The organism is Salinisphaera sp. G21_0 (genome assembly GCF_017744115.1).
Classification (GTDB): domain Bacteria; phylum Pseudomonadota; class Gammaproteobacteria; order Pseudomonadales; family Endozoicomonadaceae; genus Endozoicomonas.
Window position 1 is genome coordinate 43,051 of sequence record NZ_JAGHQW010000012.1, and the last position, 17,579, is coordinate 60,629.

Sequence of the window (17,579 nt, forward strand, 5' to 3'; positions counted from 1 at the left end):
AATCGTCGATAACCATGCAAACTGCCTTAACGGATATGGCAAACAGTTAGCAGGTTGCAGATCAGGCACAAGGGGACTGGATCTTTATGCCAAAAATCAACAATTCTACCAATCAACACATTGTCCAGCCCGGCACCCATCAGGACAATAACAATCAGCGCAAAAACGCCACCAGAGCTAGCTTCATCGATCGTCAGATATCGATCCATGAACCGACTGAATCTGTATCGGTAAAGGTTAAAAAAATCGCCAGGACCGCAATAACTTTTGTGATCTCAAAGGTGCCGGATTTTCTCCTCCGGCAGAGAAAAGTCGAAATCACCACACCCGTAAGCAGTCTGAAAGTACAGCAACCTGTTAATGTTGATAAACAACAGGGATCTGGGCACCAAATACGCCCTGAACGGCCTCGGTCAAAGCCGCCGGGCGACAATAGTGACGACTCCACCTCTCATCCCGTTTCGAAAAAAAGCAGGCCGTTACCACCACCGCCGGGTGACAATAGTGACAACCCCACCTCTCATCCCGTTTCGAAAAATAGTAGGCCGCTACCACCACCGCCAGGTAAACATAACAAGTCATCCTCGAAAAAACGCAGAAGGCCTCTGCCACCACTTGTCCATCATGATAAGCAGGTGCCAATGAATAGCAATCGTCTGCTACTGCCTCCTCTTGAGCAATACAAAAGACCATTACCAGAGCTGCCGGTTGACAATAGCGATCGGATGCCAGATGAAAGCCTGACCATGGTAACTACCAGATCTGGCAATACCCTGCCCACAGCGACCATGGAGACATGGCAAGCCGCTGAGTCAACCGGCGATGACACCCTGCACCAGGATCTCAGGGAGCAGTACGCTGACCAGCTGGCAGACCTCGAGGATACCAATGATTCCGGGTACCAGACACAGACCATTGAATCGGTAATAGCGGCAGAGGAATCGCTGGGCACAACAGAACTTAAATCATTGCGAAAAGACAAATATAACTCCGGAAAGATCGGGCTGAAAAATATCGAACTAAATCCGACCAGAGAAGCGCTTGATGAGTTGGAAGATCTCAGGACGCAATGGCAAAAGGCAAAAACGGCAATAACAGAATGGCGGCAGAAAAAAGGGGATATGGGTGAACTGTCCCCTGTCGACCAGAGGAAATTCACAGCGCTTTCCAGGGCCGAAGCAGCTGCAGGCCAGGAGTTCCGTACCGAGCTCAATGTATTTCTGACACAGTGCAGCAGCAAAGAGTGGCGGGACAGCGCTGCTGACTTGAGCATAGACGCCTTTTATAAACTACAAACCGTCATTCAGGCGTCACCGCTGAACGATGAAGAGAAATACAGGCATGAAAGTGTGATAGCAACCGTTGCTCTCTCTGAACAACAACAGCTGCCCGGCTATAAGAAGAAAACGAGAAAGAAGAAGCTGAACGATGCACTGGTACGGCTGGATAGTTGTGAAAAGCTGCTATTGAACAATAACGCGTTGGACAACACTAAGAAGCTGGAACTGTTTGGTAGTTTATATACCAGAATCGTCCGCCATTTTGCCGTTGAGGAGCCCTGGCAAGACCAGAAAGTCAGGCTCGACATGGGTAAGGGGGATCTTCTAGCCTTTCAGCTCTTATTACAACACTCAAAAACAGGTGACAGTGGCAAGCGTCCAGACCCGGATAACAGCGAGAAACGACAGTTACTGGAGGATTTCGTGACCAGGAAAAGCGAGGCCCTTGAACGGCTGCAGACCGTCAGGAAAACCTACGATGAGCTTGATGCTGTTAATGAAGATACATGGGAAGACTATGGAGAACTCCTTGAGCTTGCCGACGAAGAGCGTAGCCTGACAACACAGGTGGGTCGCTGGACAGAAGAAAAAATAGCAGCAGCTCAGAAAATGATCAAAAGGGAGTAAAACATCAGGGTCAGGTCTTTAATTGTGAATGACAGCTGTTGTTTACACTGATAAGAAAAGATATTTACACAATCCTACCCCCTGCTTTCTTTTCTGTTTTTCTGTTTTTCTGTTTTTCTGTTTTTCTGTTTTTCTGTTTTTCTGTTTTTCTGTTTTTCTGTCCCCTGCTTTTCATGATTTGAATTTTATCCATGACTTTGTGAACTTTCTTGTGAATAAACACTCATAAACGTAAACACAAGGAACTTACTATGAATTTATCTCCTGTGAAGTCTGGTGAGCTAACCAGTTCACATAGTGCTGCTTTCCTTTCAGAGCAATCCTCAATATATGATAATTATCATTCATAACAAGTATTCATACCAAGAGGTGATCAGCAGTTTGATATACAACGATTGCTTTCTAGCAGGAAGGTAATAAAAAATGACCCCACTATTCATTTTATCTCCGAACGTCTGAGTAAGAATTTTCCAATATGGCTAAGAGTGCCGTCAGATAAACCTGAAAATACTTTTTGGACAAGTACTCTAAAAAAAGAAACTGCAACCGAAGAAGAAGAAACTGCAACCGAAGAAACCAAAACCGAAAAAAACACAACTGCCTGGATAGAGTGGTGTAGAAATAACGGTATGCACGTTTTCTTAGGCAAAACTGCGGCTCAATTTCAGGTTTCAGAAACAGCAAATATATTTCATATTGACTCATATGAAAAGTATGAACACTTATTAAAAGAATACCCTCGTTCAGAAAATGATGATTTTATAGATTGGGAACGTGTGGTCATTGATTTTGATGCTGTACATTGTGCACAAGGCTTTGATCTTCCCGGATGGAGTTGTGAATCAACAGCATGGTTTAACAGAGATAAATTAGTATTCCTGAAATCCCTGAATTCACAGGAAATTGACTTGTAATACGGAATCTGAAAGAGCTGGGGGCAGTCTTCCTGACGCAAAATCCAGGGAAGCCGAAACTGACTTTGGTCTTTCTTTTGAATGGACTCAAAATTACGAAAAGTTATCGTAATCGTCAGGGTACCATCGAACCTTTTAACGATATAATCCCCCCATTAATGAATTCAGTCAGACTTCCGCCAAATTCTGATGTCCCTTATTCCCACAAGGAGGAGACCTCCGGGTCATGACAGCAAGCTCTCTCTTCACACAACCGGGGTTGGTATTGGCTCGGGCACTTACGATCAAATCCCGGGCAATCCTGCTGATTGCCCTGACCGGCCTGGCAGCTTTTTCCCAGGTAGCTTCCGCTACAGCGGCAAAAAGCCAGGCTCCTGCGGTAACGGCCTTTCCCGTGACGGCCACCACATTGCAACAGAGTCTGATGGCTCTGGGAAACCTGAAAGCCAACCAGTCCGTTGACATTGCCCCGCAAATCAATGGCCGTATTGTTGCCCTGCATCTGCGCGATGGTGTGAGTGTCAAATCAGGACAGCTGCTGGTTGAACTGGATGACCGTGAGCAGGAGGCAATCACCGCCCAGGCGCGAATTGCCTTTGAGGATGCCCAGCGGCAACTGGACTATATGGAAGCTTTGATCAACAGCAAAGCCATTTCCGTTGAGCAACTCAAGGCTCAGCGTGCCACGGTTGACCGTCTTGCAGCCGCGCTTCAGGCAGAATTGGCCATACTGGATCACTATACGCTGGAAGCCCCTTTCGCCGGCATGTTGAGCTTCCATGAACAGAGCGTTGGAGCCCTTGTCAATGCCGGTACCGTGCTGACCACGCTGGATGATCTCAGCACCATGAAATTGACCTTTGACCTGCCGGAAAACACCCTTGGCCAGATCAGCAAAGGGGCACGTGTTTCAGCAACCACCGATGCCTGGCCCGGAAAAACCTTTACCGGTACCATCGACAGCATTAACCCCCGGATTGATCCGGTCAATCTCACCCTTCAGGTCAGGGCCCTGCTGGATAACCCTGAGTCACAGCTTCTCCCGGGCATGCTGATGCGTATCTCTATTGAGCGCCAGAACCAGCAACAACGATTAGTTGTGCCTTCCCGCAGCATCCTGTTTGACGGTAACCGCCGTTATGTGTTTGTGATTGATGAGCAAAACCGGGTGGAACGCAGAACCATTACCACCGGGCAAACCATTGACCAGTACATCGTTGTATTATCCGGACTGGTGGAAGGCGAGCGGGTAGTGAACGAAGGTGCGGTAAAAGTGACCGATGGCCGCCGGGTAACCGTGCTTGACAAAGAACCGTCTGTTCTCTCTGCCAACCCGGTCACACCTGCCGCTGCCAATGGATTGCTGTAACCATGATATTGTCTGATTTATCCATCAAACGACCGGTATTTGCCACTGTCGTCAGTCTGCTGCTGATTACCTTCGGGGTTATCTGCTTCCGGATGTTACCGGTTCGGGAGCTGCCGGATATAACCCCACCGACGGTGATGGTGTATACCGGCTATGCCGGGGCTTCTGCCGAGGTTATTGAAAGCAAGATCACCAATGTCATTGAGGACCAGCTCGGTGGTATTGAAGGGGTGCGTTTTATTGAAAGCACCAGCCGTAATGGTACGTCCCGGATTAATATCGAGTTCTCTCCCGACCGGGATATGGAAACGGCAGCCAATGATGTCCGGGAAGCCATGTCACGGGTTATCTGGCGACTGCCGGATGAAGCCGAGTCACCCATTGTCTGGAAAAACGATGGCAGTGGCGAAACCATTCTCAATGTCAGTCTGCAAAGTGACACCATGTCTCTGATTGAACTCACTGACTATGCGCAACGCACCTTGCAGGACCGGCTTTCCCTGGTCGATGGCGTCAGCTCCGTTGAACTTATGGGAGCCCGGGAATACGTCATGCGTATTGAGCTGGATGCCCGGGCCATGGCGGCCCGGCAAATCACCACCAGCGACGTCCGCAGCGCCCTGCGTCGTGACAATGTCGAACTGCCTGCCGGTGAATTAACCGACAGTTTGAGAACCCTGCCCGTCCGGTTAAACCGTGACTACAACACCATAGACGATTTCCGCCGCCTGCTGATCCGTCAGGATGGCAGCCGCAGAGTCTATCTGGCGGATATTGCCTCCATCCGTACCGAGGCCAAAGAGATCGAGACACTGGCAAAAGCCAATGGCCGGAATGTATTAAGCCTTGGCATTGTGCCACTTTCACAGGCCAATCCGCTGGAAGTGATTCAGAACGTGAAAGATGAGATCGACGCGTTCACCCCTTTCCTGCCGGAAGGTACCTATATGACCACCACGCGGGACTCTTCCATTTATATCCAGTCCGCCATTGATGAGGTGTATGCCACCCTGGCCATGACGATTGCCCTGGTGGTGCTGGTGCTTTATATCTTCCTTGGCAATGTGCGGGCCACCCTGATCCCGGCCGTTACGGTACCGGTCTCGCTGATCAGTGCGTTTATCGTTATCCACCTGCTGGGCTACTCCATCAACCTGCTGACGCTGCTGGCGCTGGTTCTGGCCATTGGTCTGGTGGTGGATGATGCGATTGTGGTGCTGGAAAATATCCATCAGCACCTGGAGCGTGGCGAACCACCGCTGCTCGCCGCATGGAAAGGTGCCCGGGAAGTGAGCTTTGCCGTGGTGGCAACCACGGTGGTTCTGGTGATGACCTTCGTGCCCATCCTGTTTATGGAAGGCTCTGTTGGCCAACTGTTCTCGGAATACGCCATGACCCTTATTGGCGCAGTGGTTTTCTCAAGCCTGATCGCCCTGACCCTGTCGCCTATGATGAGTTCCCGGTTGCTGAAGCTGAATATCAAACCTTCAAAGGCAAGCCAGCTGATCGAAAAAGCACATCAATGGCTCACTGACGTTTATCGTCAGACTCTGGCGAACATGCTCAAACACCCATGGCTGGGTCTGTTATTACTGCTGGCTTCACTGGGGTTGACGGTTCTGCTCTACCCGATGATTCCCCAGACCTTCACACCGGCTGAAGACCGGGGTGAGTTTATTGTGATCGTCAAAGGTCCTGAAGGCGCTAACTATGACAGCATGGAACAGAGCATGTTGCAGCTGGAAGCGAAACTGCTGCCGCATCTGGGCCAGGGAGTGCTGAAATATTTGTACGTCCGCTCCCCGGGCTGGGGCAGCAGCGGTGGCAGTAACTCCGGCATTCTGATCGGTACTCTGGAAGACTGGGATGACCGGGAGGTCAGCGCCGCCGAAGTCATGGGTCAGATACGTCAGCTGATGGCTGGTATTCCCAATGTCCGGGCCATTCCAGTGATGCGCTCCACCATCGGTGGCCGTTCCGAAGCCCCGGTGCAATTTGTACTGGGTGGGGGTTCCTTTGATCAACTGGTGGCATGGGCCGATGTCATTGCCGAAAAGGCCCGTGACAATCCCGGATTGCGGGATGTGGATATTGACTTCAACCAGAATCAGCCACAGCTGGAGATCACCATTGACCGGGAGCGGGCCCAGGAGCTGGGTGTTTCGGCAGAAGAAATCGGGGCAACCCTGGAAACCATGCTGGGCGGTGTAACAGACACGACCTTTATGGAGCGTGGTGAGGAATATGATGTTTTCCTGCGTGCCAGGGAAGATGACTTTACCAGCGCTGTCGATCTGGCTTCACTTTACGTCCGCTCCCATACCAGCGGTGGGTTAATCCGTCTTGACAATCTGGTAACCGTAAAGGAAGTGGGTAAAGCTGCCATGCTGACGCACTACAACCGGAACCGTGCCATTACCATCTCCGCAAGCCTTGAAGGCAACTACTCCATTGGGGAAGCCCTGGCGTTTCTCGATCAGCAAGTGGTCGAGCACCTGCCTCCTGAGGCCATTGTCAACTACAAAGGGGAATCCCTGGACTATCGATCAAACCAAAGTGCCATTTTCTTTGTCTTTGGGATGGCTATGCTGGTGGTGTTCCTGGTGCTGGCTGCCCAATTTGAAAGCTTTGTTCACCCGCTGATTGTTATGTTCACCGTTCCCCTGGGCATTTGTGGAGCCCTGTTCGGTCTTTATCTCAGTGGTGAAACCCTGAATATTTTCAGCCAGCTGGCGATGATCATGCTGATCGGGTTATCGGCCAAGAATGGCATTCTGATTGTGGAGTTTATCAACCAGCTTCGGGATCAGGGGTGGAACTTTAACGAGGCAGTACTTGAAGCATCAGCTTTGCGGCTGCGCCCTATTCTGATGACCGCTCTTACCACGGTGGTTGGTGCCATTCCTCTGCTGCTGGCCTCAGGTGCCGGTTCAGAGTTCCGGTTCTCTATCGGGGTCGTGGTTTTTGCCGGTGTTACCGTCTCCAGCCTGTTAACCCTGTTTGTGGTGCCAGCCATGTATTCATTGATGGCCAGAAGAACCACCTCTCCGGACCATGTGACAAGACAACTGGAGAAGCTGCTGACTCAATAGTGAATAGTGGTGCTATTTGCCGAACAAAAGCGGATTTTCTGGCCAATTTGCTGCCACCGCAGTAGGACAACCTATTCCCGGACAGCCTCTCAGGGCCGGAAGTTACTCAGGCCAAAACCGGTTGCCGTATTATCGGTTACCGGTTAGGCCTGATAACTTATTACCAATTATCTCTAAGCTGGCACCGGTGGAGGAAAAGGACTGCTGGCCCAGGTATGACTGCGCGTATGTCCGGGATCACCAGCAGGCATCATCTGCCATTGCTGAATTAATTGATTAACCTCACGTATGAATTCATCAGGGGGTAAGCCTATTTTTGAGAGTAATTGAGAAGCTGCATAACGCAATTGCTCATCAGATACTGGAGTGGTTCTCATTACTTCAATTAACCTGTCACGTAATTCTGGAAGCTGCTGGAGCAGAATCAGCAGGGCATTTTGATCAGCGATGTTTCCGTGAGGCAAACTTGAACTGCCATCACTGCCCAGCAGTTGGATCACTGAAGGCACGATGTTGTCCAACGACCTTCTTGCTTCATCGGTCATAGTAGCCTGGGAGTTAATTAATACCTTGGCCCTGAACAACGCTACAGTTTCTTTTGGCATCTTCACATTACACTTATAGGCTCTGTTAAACAGGTCAATGACTTTTTTATCAATCTTGTCCATATCCCCACGATAGGGCATCAGATTCAGGACCTCCTGCTTCAGCTTAACCCAATTTGCTTTACCAGGTTCATATTCACCCAATCTTTGCAGACATTGAATGACCTCATCTGCGTAGTGGCTTCTCCTGGCTACACCGGACTCTTCCTGGAGTTTCTCCATCGCGCCAAGAATGGTATAGGTGGCTTTCACCGCATTCCTCGAGACTCTTTGTGCATTACCCAGATCAATAAAGTAAATGCTCAGTCTGCCATTCTCAACGGCGACCATGACATTACCATCATGCATATCTGCATTAAAAAATCCCGTCTGGGCATAACAGTAGAACCAGTGTGAAAATGCCAGTTCTTTCAGACTGAACCTGAAGGCGAGTAAATGATCGTCTGTTAGTTTCGTCTCATCGAGATTAAATAACTTTGCCGCAAGCTTCCGAAGTTTTGGCTGGTCATTTTCACTTAGCGTAACCCCATCAATTTTTTCCATGCCCAGGGCATGGGGAGAGGCAGTATTACCATAAACGGCCGGAACTTTAAAATTAACCGGAAGCCTTAGCAAAACATCGCCGGTGCGAGGATGCTTGATAGTCCAACCATCTGGCCTGGAAGGCAGCGCGTATGCATACTCCGGTAATTCGTCTTGTCGAATATCAAATATATGCTGCTCTGCAACGGCCTTGTTAGCAAAATCCTGTTGCCGGGTTCTGTTGGCTTCAGTGATCAGATTCAATTCTTCCTTGACACTGTCAAAGAATGAGAAAATAGCATGCTTGGTTCCTTTCTCAATTGAACTTGGTGCAAAGAAGGTAACCAGCCCCAGCACGAACCTGAGAACCCGTAAATCAGAATACACCCTGATTTCACTTGACGGGGAAACGGTCTTGACAATCAGATGCTCGCCGCTGTTCAAGATGATATCATTGACCTCACCAATTGAACCGGTACCGAGATTAACCCTGTCATCCAATCGCTCCGGGTCGTAATCAATACCCGCTTCATCAAGGCAATGAATCAGCTCAGCCTTGGTCATTGGCGTATTGCTGGTGGTAACGTAGGATAAAGTCCTGGTAAAATCCTCATGGTTATCACCAAACAGATCTTTGGCAATTGAGGGAGAACTGCATGCAAACTGAATGGCCTTTACCAGAATTCCCCCCCGGGCTTTAGCGGCAGCGTTTTGGAGGCTCTCTACACTCCCACCATGCCGATAGATACTGAAGAGAATCCCCATCATCCTGAACGTTCTGACCATACTGGCAAACCCGTTTTTGATCTTTTCACCCAGCCATTCAAGGGAAGATAGAGTACGAGGCTGGCGTCCAACGATGACCTGATCATCAGGCACTTTGGAAGGGTTCTCAGGGTCAAATTGCTGTTCGCCCAGGTTCGACACAGGTGGGACAGCCGTAACAGTATGACCGGCAGCCATGGGTCCATAAGGTGATTGTAGCGGGGTAGAGGTCGCAGAATGGACACCTTGGGATAATGGGTCAACATGACCAACTGTTGGATGAGAACTGGGCTGATCCGGGATTTCGCTGGCCGATTCAGGGTATCCATTAACTTGCATCATGACAGAGCTCCTTTTTGTTATTAGTGGAAACATTACTGTTTAAAACAGAAAAATAAGTGATTAAGCCCAATTGAGGAGTAATCACATAATGATTAATTACTTATTGAGACCGAATAAAAGAAGAAAAGTTCACTATTATTTCTGTTGAAAATATATCAATTACTTAAAAGCATGATTATTCATCAAATAATACTCTTGATTTGAGAAGATAAACCCGGGAATAGATATTTCACAAATTAAAACTAAAGTACAAATTTAAAACCACGAAAAAACTGCGGCATTATAAGGAGAGATTTGGTTTTTACTTGTTCAAAAGGTTGGCAAAGAAAGAGAATCAACGAAAAAGGCCAAATTGCGGTATTAATGTTTAACACCGCATGGGTCTCAAGTTCAATGGTAGAAATAGGGTTGATTACCGCAGCGCCGGAACTACAGCTGCTCCCACTGAATTTCATTTCCGTGAATCCGCTGGGCGGACAGGTAATAAACAACCTGTCCGGCTACCACCCGGTCATTGCCGGGCGGGTTTAACCTCAGGTTATCTCCGGTGGCAGACCCGGCCACTCCAAGGGCTATGGCTTCGTGATGAATTTTAAAAAACTCCAGCAGTCGACCAAAAGTAGTCCCCCCAAAATCTTCAGGCACGCGAACACTGTACTGTGTTGGCCCGGTCAACGTTGATAACAGTTGCTGTTGCACACGGGAAGACCCCGGATCCTGGGCTGAGCGAACCAGCAGTTCCATGGACAGATTACTGTGACACTCTATTTGCGGGCAGTGGGACTGAAGCAGATGTACCATCTGCAGGCTTTCAAACCAGGCAACAATATGGGCTTTGGTTTTTGTCGCGGCAATACTCAGGCAGGTGGCCAGGGTCTGATCATCGGAGTCACGGAATACGATCACTCTGGCCGCATTGCCAATGCCGGTTCGCTGAATAAACGACGGCTCCGTCAGGCTTTCCCCCTGGGCAAACAAAATCTGTTCAGGAAAAGGATTCTCCATTTCCTGGCTGGTACAGAGCAGTATCTTACGATTCTCACGACGTTTGTCGCCAAAAATCAGCTGCAACATTTTCGGGGTGTGATTCCGCTTCCAGCCAAATATGACAATATGATTGTCCAAATCTGAGTAATCCCCTTTGCCCTGCATTCTTCTACTCCATAACCTGAGAAAAAATGATGAAAGCTTCCCCAGTCCTCCTGCAAGAAGCACAACGCCACCGGGGAGAATAAACAACGCGGCCAGAACCCGCCCTGAGGCAGTGCCCGGACTCAGATCACCATAGCCGACGGTGGTCGATGTTGTGACATAAAAATAAAACCACTGATCAACAGGCAGCAGTGCCGATTCACCCGCCAGCCACATCAGCGCCCAGGATAAAATAAAGTGGCCCAGCAAACCCATCAGCAAAGCCAGCCAGCTCAGTTTCAGAAACTGGTGGTGAAAGAACCGCAAAGTTGATTTAAGAAAACTCAAGTTAACCCTACTATGCATGGTACAGAAGTCTGCCGGACCCAAAGAAGTCTGATATATCACCAGTGCGTGATAATAACACATATATTCATGACGTTAACTTATAAGATCTGTGATTCAGGCCTTTTCAGGTCCCAGGCCTGTTTGCCAGACAAAAACCGAATTTTATCCTCAATTTCTCGCTATCCTCGCTACGGGCAATAGTCCCGGAGCAACGCAGATGACGGTGTGCTGCACAGGACAGCCTATTATCTGACACCTGATGTATAATCAGAGACTCTGGGTGAAAAATCACCAACTAACCATTAACCCAGGATTTCACTCGCCTGGATAAGTCAGACACGACGGACATAAACCTTGACACTGGCTGGTGGGTATCATAAGAGGGGGGTCATAATAATATGCAATAACCTCTGTTCAACAGGCTTTCCCCAGGGTGGCATTACAACATAGTTTTCCCGAGGTTTAGCCGGCTGCTTTTCAGTTTCGTCCGGGACATATTTGGCTTTAGCGAATCGATGAATAAGACTGCCTGTGTTTGAGTAAACATGTCCAAGGTTTTGTTCGAAAGGGTGGTCTTCAACAGATCCCTCAGTAGCATAATATATTCCAAAACAATCTCTACTCTCTAATTCCGCTGTTGCCAGCCCTCCTCCCGTGTAATAAGGACCACCCTCTTTAACTGAATCATCATTCATTAACATCACGAGGCTATAATCCCCCCTATCACGAGACCAGAAAGATCCGCCTAAACCGCCACTGCGAATGAAATTTCGAATGATCCCCAACGCAACAAATTCCACAGTCTGACCCTGCAATGAGAATTGCCCGGCCAACACCTCTACACCTTTTATTGCCAGCTCAATCAATGCCTTATCACTGGTCATTAATTGGCGCGCAAAGCTTTCCTGATTAACAATCCGAGCATCAGGAGCAAATTGTACGCGTACTTTGGTTTCTGGATAGCCTTCAGGGATTAAAGAAAAAATACATTGACTGTCATCAACTCCTTGCCACACTTGTGAACAAAGTCTGGATCTCAGTATTGATTGATATTTATCCTTAACAAAATCATAGCTATCTATATTGATTGCATCGTTGGCCCGTTGCAGAATTCCCGGCTCAACAACCGGTTGTATAGTCCGGAATGTATCACCGAATTTAACATCAACCGATGCAGCTAAAGCTGAACCACCCTCAAGCTCAGAAAGCCTGATTGCTTGCTGTGAATTTGCGTGCGGAGTAGCTGTAATCATTTTTTGAACACCTGATAATTTAGCTCGTAAAAATCGACTGATAATCAGTCACCAATTTTAGACCTTATGATCAGGAAATAGTTCAGCCCCGCTGAGTAGTTGGTCAAGGCTTCAGTCAATCGGTTTAACAGCCCTTTGCGCTTATATCAATCTTGAGTTCCACCGGCAAACCAGCGCAGACATCATAATTAAATTAATGTCTGCTCTATAAATAGCGATCAACATCCTGATAATTGGCATAAACACGGATTGTTGATCAATCGTACCTGTCGCATTATCTCCCTATTTTTCAACTTATCAGCGGACCACCATGCGACACCTGACTCCCGAAAAACACCCCGCTTTTGTTCTGATTCTCCTGACTCTGTTTGCGGTGGTAGGACCTGTGTCCATTGATATTTTCACCCCATCACTGCCAGCAATCACCGCGTTTTTTGGCACCACCTCCGCTATCGCTCAATGGAGTGTTGGTTTATTCATGCTGGGCTTTTCCCTATCGATGCTGATTGTTGGCCCGTTGGCTGATCGTTTGGGCCGTAAGAAAACCCTGCTGATGGGCTATTCCCTTTACCTTGCGGCAACAGCAATCACTTTGCTGACGGACAGCATCTATCTGTTCATTGCCGCCCGTTTTGCCCAGGCCGTTTTTGGCTGCTTCGGCACTGCCGTTGCCAGAATGATGGCCCGGGACTATTACCGTGACCAGATGGAAGTAAAAATGCTGGCCTATATTGGCGGCTGCCTGACCATTGCCCCCATGGCAGCACCGATTGCCGGTGGTTATCTGCAGGAGTATGCCGACTGGCAGTACAGCTTTTACGTGATGGCAGCCATGGCGGTGATTGCGATACTGGCACTGGCGCTCTTGCCAGAACACAGGCAGGAAACAACCACGGAAATCACATCGAAAAATTCTGTGCTGGCAGGCTATAAAGCGGTGCTGACGGATGCCCGCTATCTGCGCTTTACCATCGCCGCCGGTGCGGCATTTGCCGGAGCCTTTGTATTTGTTGCCGGAGGCTCCTTTGTGGTTATTGGTGAGTTAGGCATTTCTCCGGCAACCTATGGCTACCTGTTTGCTATGGCTATTGCCAGCTACCTGCTCAGTGCATCCATGGGCCCTAAACTGACCGCCAACATGAGCCGAAGCCAGAGCACCCTGGTCGCCGGTAGCCTGCTGATGATTGGTGCCATGGTTTCCCTGGTGAGCGGTCTGCTGACGGATGGTCAATCCATCACCGGCTATGTTGCGGGTATCGCTATTTATGAACTGGGTCTTGGTCTGTTTATGCCGCTTTGTCAGGCCAGGGCCACTGAACATATGAAAGAGAATATGGGTACCGCTGCGGGCCTGATTTTCTTTATTGAAATGCTGCTGGCAACACTGATCAGTGCGCTGATCGGCTTTCTGCCTGAAGCGGGTACCCTGTCGCTGTCAGCGATCACCTTAATCGCAGTTGCCATCTCCGGTTTCTGTCTGATGAAAACCAGCGATGTATCAGAAGCCACTCCACAGACTGCCTGAATCTGCTACTATCGCATCGGGTATGAATGACCATACCCGTTTTCTCAGACTGTTTCAGGTACCTGTTATCTATGAGCGATACCGTTTATATGGAGATGGCCCACTCCCTGGCCAAATTATCAAAGTGTGTGCGCCTTCAGGTAGGCTGTCTGCTGGTCAAGGATGGACGGGTGCTTTCCACAGGGGTTAATGGCACGCCTTCAGGCTATATCAACTGTAATGAGGCTGACTACGAAGAACACCATCCCTGGTCGCTCAGGCATGAAATTCATGCTGAACTCAATGCGGTTATCTGGGCAGCACGGCTGGGTACTCCCATTGAGGGAGCTACCGCTTATGTGACCCACAGCCCCTGTGATCAATGCACCAAAAATCTGTTAGCGGCCGGTATTCGGCGCATTGTTTATGACATCCAGTACGACCGCAATCCCCAGGAAGAACTATCACAGTTCTGTCGGGAAAACGGCGTTGCCATTGAGCAGGTATCCATTAAATAACATCCGAGACATGCTGTGGATCGATAAAATTACGAAAGTCATAGAACTTATCTGCCCAATTAGAATAGTCTTCAAGGGAGTGGCCATACAGTGAGCGACACGTCTGGCCTTTTCCCCTCTGGCAGGTGAACTCCCAAAAAATATCTTTCATGACATGGGCCGCTGTTGAGAATTGAGCTCCAAACTGCACACAAAATTCAGGATGAACGTGACCTATCAGACAGTTAATGTCCTTTTTCAACAACTCGGGGTTACTGAACCAAAGCGATGAAGGCAAGCACTGAAAGGCTTGCTGAAAAACAGATTCCACCTGTTCCTGCACACATTGCAAAATAGATAACCGTAACTCTGCTTTTACTGCCTGGATCGATTGTCCGGAACAGCGACATTGGGCATACAGCGCCCGGTTATCAAAGCTTTTGCATCTCAACAGCCACTGTTTATTTTGGATAAAGTGTAACTGTGCTACCGGATTTTCAATCTTACCCACATATTGATCAATGATTGCCAAAATCCCATTATAATTTTCCCGGCCTATGTCAAGGAGGAGCAACCGATTGGTTAAATCATTTCTGAAAGCACGGGTATACATCCAGTGACGCTCAACTTCTTTTATTGACAAGCCAAAAGGAATTTTAACGCCCTGATGCACAGTAAGGCGAACCGGTTCAGGCTTGCCAGTAACAAGTTGCCATTGGTTATCGTCCGGGCCCGGTTGCTGTTGATGATCGGTTTGTTCCTCAAGCTCTGGTTCACTGTTAAGGGTTCGCTCTGGCTCAAGATCGGGCATTTGAATAGCAAAGAGCTTTTCGGTCTGGACGTCGGGTAATTTTTTCTCCTGGCAATTTTCCTGGCAAGCTTGTCTTCTGACGACAGCAGGCGGGCTCTTTTTCCTGGCTTTGCTTTTCCTGGCAGGTCCACCTTCTGGTGCCTTTCCCTCAGCCTCTTTACGGTGAAATCTATTATCTCCCAATAATGAATGGGCATTTTTTTCAGATTGGATTTCCTCTAACAGGTTCTCCAATTGCAGAATTTTTTCACCAACCAGTTTAATCTCCATGGGGATTTTAAACCTGACCGACCTTACATTGCTTTTATCTGCCTGGCCATGTAAAAAACCTTGGTAGACTTTCCATTGTTTCAGTGCGCCTGACAGGTTTCCTCGTTTTTCAAGCAACATGGCAAGATATTTATTCATTTCAGGCCGTGAGCCAATCACCGCCCGATAGTTAAGTTCTGCTTTATTCAGCAGGCCTGAGAATTGATCACTTAACTCACCATGAGAGCTGGCAAGTTTTTCGTAAAGAATACCTAACAATGCTTTTACACAAACATCTTTAACGTTGCCCTTTTCAATAAACTGAATAGCTAATTGATACTTACCCTTTGAGGCCATGCAAAGTCCGAAATAAAGTGTTTTACTTTTATGCCTGGCAAATTCAAGAAGTGCTGATGCCTTGGAAGGATTACCCTGCATATAGTAGTACAGGGCGACTCTTTCAGAACGCAGTCGTGCACTTCGTGTCGATCCACGCATCAATAGAATTAATTCATAAGCATAATCCATAGCTCTTTTGACTATTTCAGCAGATTGATTTTTATGGTCATTTATTTCAACTTGAATGAATTCCAGGTATTCAAGTGCCTTTTCCGGATTCAAAGTGGTAGAGTAAGGCCAACGGGAAAACCCAAGATCATTCCAGAGCATGGTTAACAGTGCCAGAGTATTGTATTTTGCAGAGTTTTCAGCAACACTTCTAAACACTTCAACATCCTCCAGGACTTCTGCGATTGCAAAGCATGTGCATTTTGCAAGTGCAATCTCTGATTCCTGTTTAGGGCATCTCTCCAATACTGAGCTTAATGCGGATAATTGGACCCTGTCAGTCGTTTTCCAGCGATAATTTACCAGGAATCCTGCAGCGAGAAAGTTTAAAACCCAATAGTCAGCAACACGACAGATGCCTCTTTCAACGCTGGTAATCGTCATTTTATGAAGAATACGGTTATATGTTTTTACCTGTCCCGGGAGGGCTAACTTTACAGCGGCATTTTTTCCGGAAGAGTAGCCATGGGATGACATTGAGTATTCCATAGTTATCTTGTTGTAAAAATGCCCCAATGCCTGAAGAAAAGCAAAATAGGCAATCTCTTTCTCATGAACGGCCAACTCTGTTTCTAATAAAAGTGCGTTAAAGTAATTATCAAGAAAGTCAACATTGCCAGCATTAACTACTTCAACATAATGATCATCACAATATTCCTGATAAAGATGGTGAAAAATAATCACTATTTTATCAAGCTTGGTCAAACTAAAGGGAGATCTTGCAACTTCAGCCAATTGTCCCTCCTGCTGTTCCCTGGCACTGTTACTTTTTAAGGCTCCCGGTTCATCCCGGCATCGACATGCCTCTGCATCACCTGAAGCAGGGCTGTGCATTTGGAACCGATTATGGCCAGCAATAGCAGTTTCATGGTGAACTTTTTCAAGGATAGATCTTATTCTAACCAGGGCTTCTTTGCATTCTGACTCTTTAGCAAGTAACTCTGAAAATAAAGAACCTGAATTACTGCTATCATTGTTTCCATCTGATGAGACAACTGCTTTTTTCAACTTCTCAAAAGCTTTCAGAAAATTCTTGTTTTTATCAATAGACTCAACAGTTTGTTCCAGCTCCTTATCAACTGCCTTCATTTGCTCACAAACGGAATAAAATTTCGTTAAGGATTCAATTTCAGGAAAGTATTTGTCGTTATCGGGAAGCCACCATAAATTCAACACCTTGATGAGAGCATTGCCATTTGATGGTGGTATTAAGTCTCCGAGAGAATAAAGCATACTGAATGCTTCCTGCTCACTTGGCATGCCATACAACATTCTTATGAGGAAATTCTCCTGAATATACAGAGCCGCCAACTTAAACCTGATCAATTCCTGATGGGGTATCTCACCATGAACCCTGGTGAGATCAATAATCTGTTGTTTTATTTCGTCAAGCTGCCGGGCTAATATCTCCGGATCCGGAGCTGCCAGAAGTTCAGCCTCCTTTGTGCGCTCCGGTTGCACATCCTGTTGTGCACCGTCACACAGCGATTCTTGCGCCACATTACATTGGCTGGCTTGATCATGGGTAATGACGCCATGAGACTGTTCGGGTGCTGCAATGACACGAACTTCCCTGTTAACAATGCTTTTCCCTTGACCATCTCTGAACGTGCCCGCTCCCGTGAAAACGTTTTCACCGGCCAATACTGTTGGTGTAACTTTCAACGGTTGTGTGTCAGAACACACCTCCCCGCCCTCAAAGC

Annotated in this window: 13 protein-coding genes; 6 read left to right on the top strand and 7 right to left on the bottom strand. The window is 47.8% G+C overall.

The window, feature by feature from the left end:
* Positions 1-26 precede the first annotated feature (26 nt).
* Positions 27-209 (bottom strand): hypothetical protein, encoded by a 183-nt coding sequence (locus J7439_RS07680; RefSeq protein ID WP_209201246.1) that lies wholly within the window; start codon positions 207-209, stop codon positions 27-29.
* A gap of 148 nt (positions 210-357) precedes the next feature.
* Positions 358-582: a hypothetical protein gene (locus J7439_RS07685; protein WP_209201247.1), complete on the bottom strand. Its 225-nt coding sequence runs from the start codon at positions 580-582 to the stop codon at positions 358-360.
* Positions 583-641: 59 nt separating this feature from the next.
* Here J7439_RS07685 and J7439_RS07690 point away from each other — a divergent pair, with 59 nt between their 5' ends.
* Positions 642-1,907, top strand: coding sequence for a hypothetical protein (locus tag J7439_RS07690; RefSeq protein WP_209201248.1), 1,266 nt, complete (start codon positions 642-644; stop codon positions 1,905-1,907).
* A gap of 64 nt (positions 1,908-1,971) precedes the next feature.
* Here J7439_RS07690 and J7439_RS26380 read toward each other — a convergent pair whose 3' ends face one another.
* On the bottom strand, positions 1,972-2,100 hold the full coding sequence (locus tag J7439_RS26380; RefSeq protein ID WP_286198251.1) for a hypothetical protein: 129 nt from the start codon (positions 2,098-2,100) through the stop codon (positions 1,972-1,974).
* Between the two features lie 292 nt (positions 2,101-2,392).
* Here J7439_RS26380 and J7439_RS07695 point away from each other — a divergent pair, with 292 nt between their 5' ends.
* From J7439_RS07695 to J7439_RS07705, 3 genes are all read left to right on the top strand, one after another.
* Complete coding sequence (locus J7439_RS07695; protein ID WP_209201249.1) at positions 2,393-2,821, top strand: hypothetical protein; 429 nt, start codon at positions 2,393-2,395, stop codon at positions 2,819-2,821.
* 226 nt (positions 2,822-3,047) lie between these two features.
* Entirely contained in the window at positions 3,048-4,190 is a 1,143-nt protein-coding gene (locus J7439_RS07700; RefSeq protein ID WP_209201250.1) for an efflux RND transporter periplasmic adaptor subunit, read from the top strand.
* Positions 4,191-4,192: 2 nt separating this feature from the next.
* The gene (locus J7439_RS07705) at positions 4,193-7,282 is read left to right on the top strand and encodes an efflux RND transporter permease subunit (protein ID WP_209201251.1); all 3,090 of its coding nucleotides are present in this window, start codon (positions 4,193-4,195) and stop codon (positions 7,280-7,282) included.
* Positions 7,283-7,455: 173 nt separating this feature from the next.
* Here the strand turns inward: J7439_RS07705 and J7439_RS07710 are convergent, their stop codons facing one another.
* The 3 genes from J7439_RS07710 to J7439_RS07720 all read right to left on the bottom strand — a co-directional run bounded on the left by J7439_RS07710 (position 7,456) and on the right by J7439_RS07720 (position 12,248).
* A complete protein-coding gene (locus J7439_RS07710; protein ID WP_209201252.1) occupies positions 7,456-9,516 on the bottom strand; it encodes an AarF/UbiB family protein in 2,061 nt (686 codons plus the stop codon).
* A gap of 429 nt (positions 9,517-9,945) precedes the next feature.
* Positions 9,946-11,013, bottom strand: coding sequence for a potassium channel family protein (locus J7439_RS07715; protein WP_209201253.1), 1,068 nt, complete (start codon positions 11,011-11,013; stop codon positions 9,946-9,948).
* Between the two features lie 356 nt (positions 11,014-11,369).
* Positions 11,370-12,248, bottom strand: coding sequence for a hypothetical protein (locus J7439_RS07720; protein ID WP_209201254.1), 879 nt, complete (start codon positions 12,246-12,248; stop codon positions 11,370-11,372).
* Positions 12,249-12,558: 310 nt separating this feature from the next.
* Here J7439_RS07720 and J7439_RS07725 point away from each other — a divergent pair, with 310 nt between their 5' ends.
* The gene (locus J7439_RS07725; protein ID WP_209201255.1) at positions 12,559-13,773 is read left to right on the top strand and encodes a multidrug effflux MFS transporter; all 1,215 of its coding nucleotides are present in this window, start codon (positions 12,559-12,561) and stop codon (positions 13,771-13,773) included.
* 71 nt (positions 13,774-13,844) lie between these two features.
* Positions 13,845-14,270, top strand: coding sequence for a deoxycytidylate deaminase (locus J7439_RS07730; RefSeq protein WP_209201256.1), 426 nt, complete (start codon positions 13,845-13,847; stop codon positions 14,268-14,270).
* Here J7439_RS07730 and J7439_RS07735 read toward each other — a convergent pair.
* Positions 14,263-17,541, bottom strand: coding sequence for a hypothetical protein (locus tag J7439_RS07735; RefSeq protein ID WP_209201257.1), 3,279 nt, complete (start codon positions 17,539-17,541; stop codon positions 14,263-14,265). The two genes, J7439_RS07730 and J7439_RS07735, sit on opposite strands and share 8 nt — an antisense overlap.
* Positions 17,542-17,579: the final 38 nt, after the last annotated feature.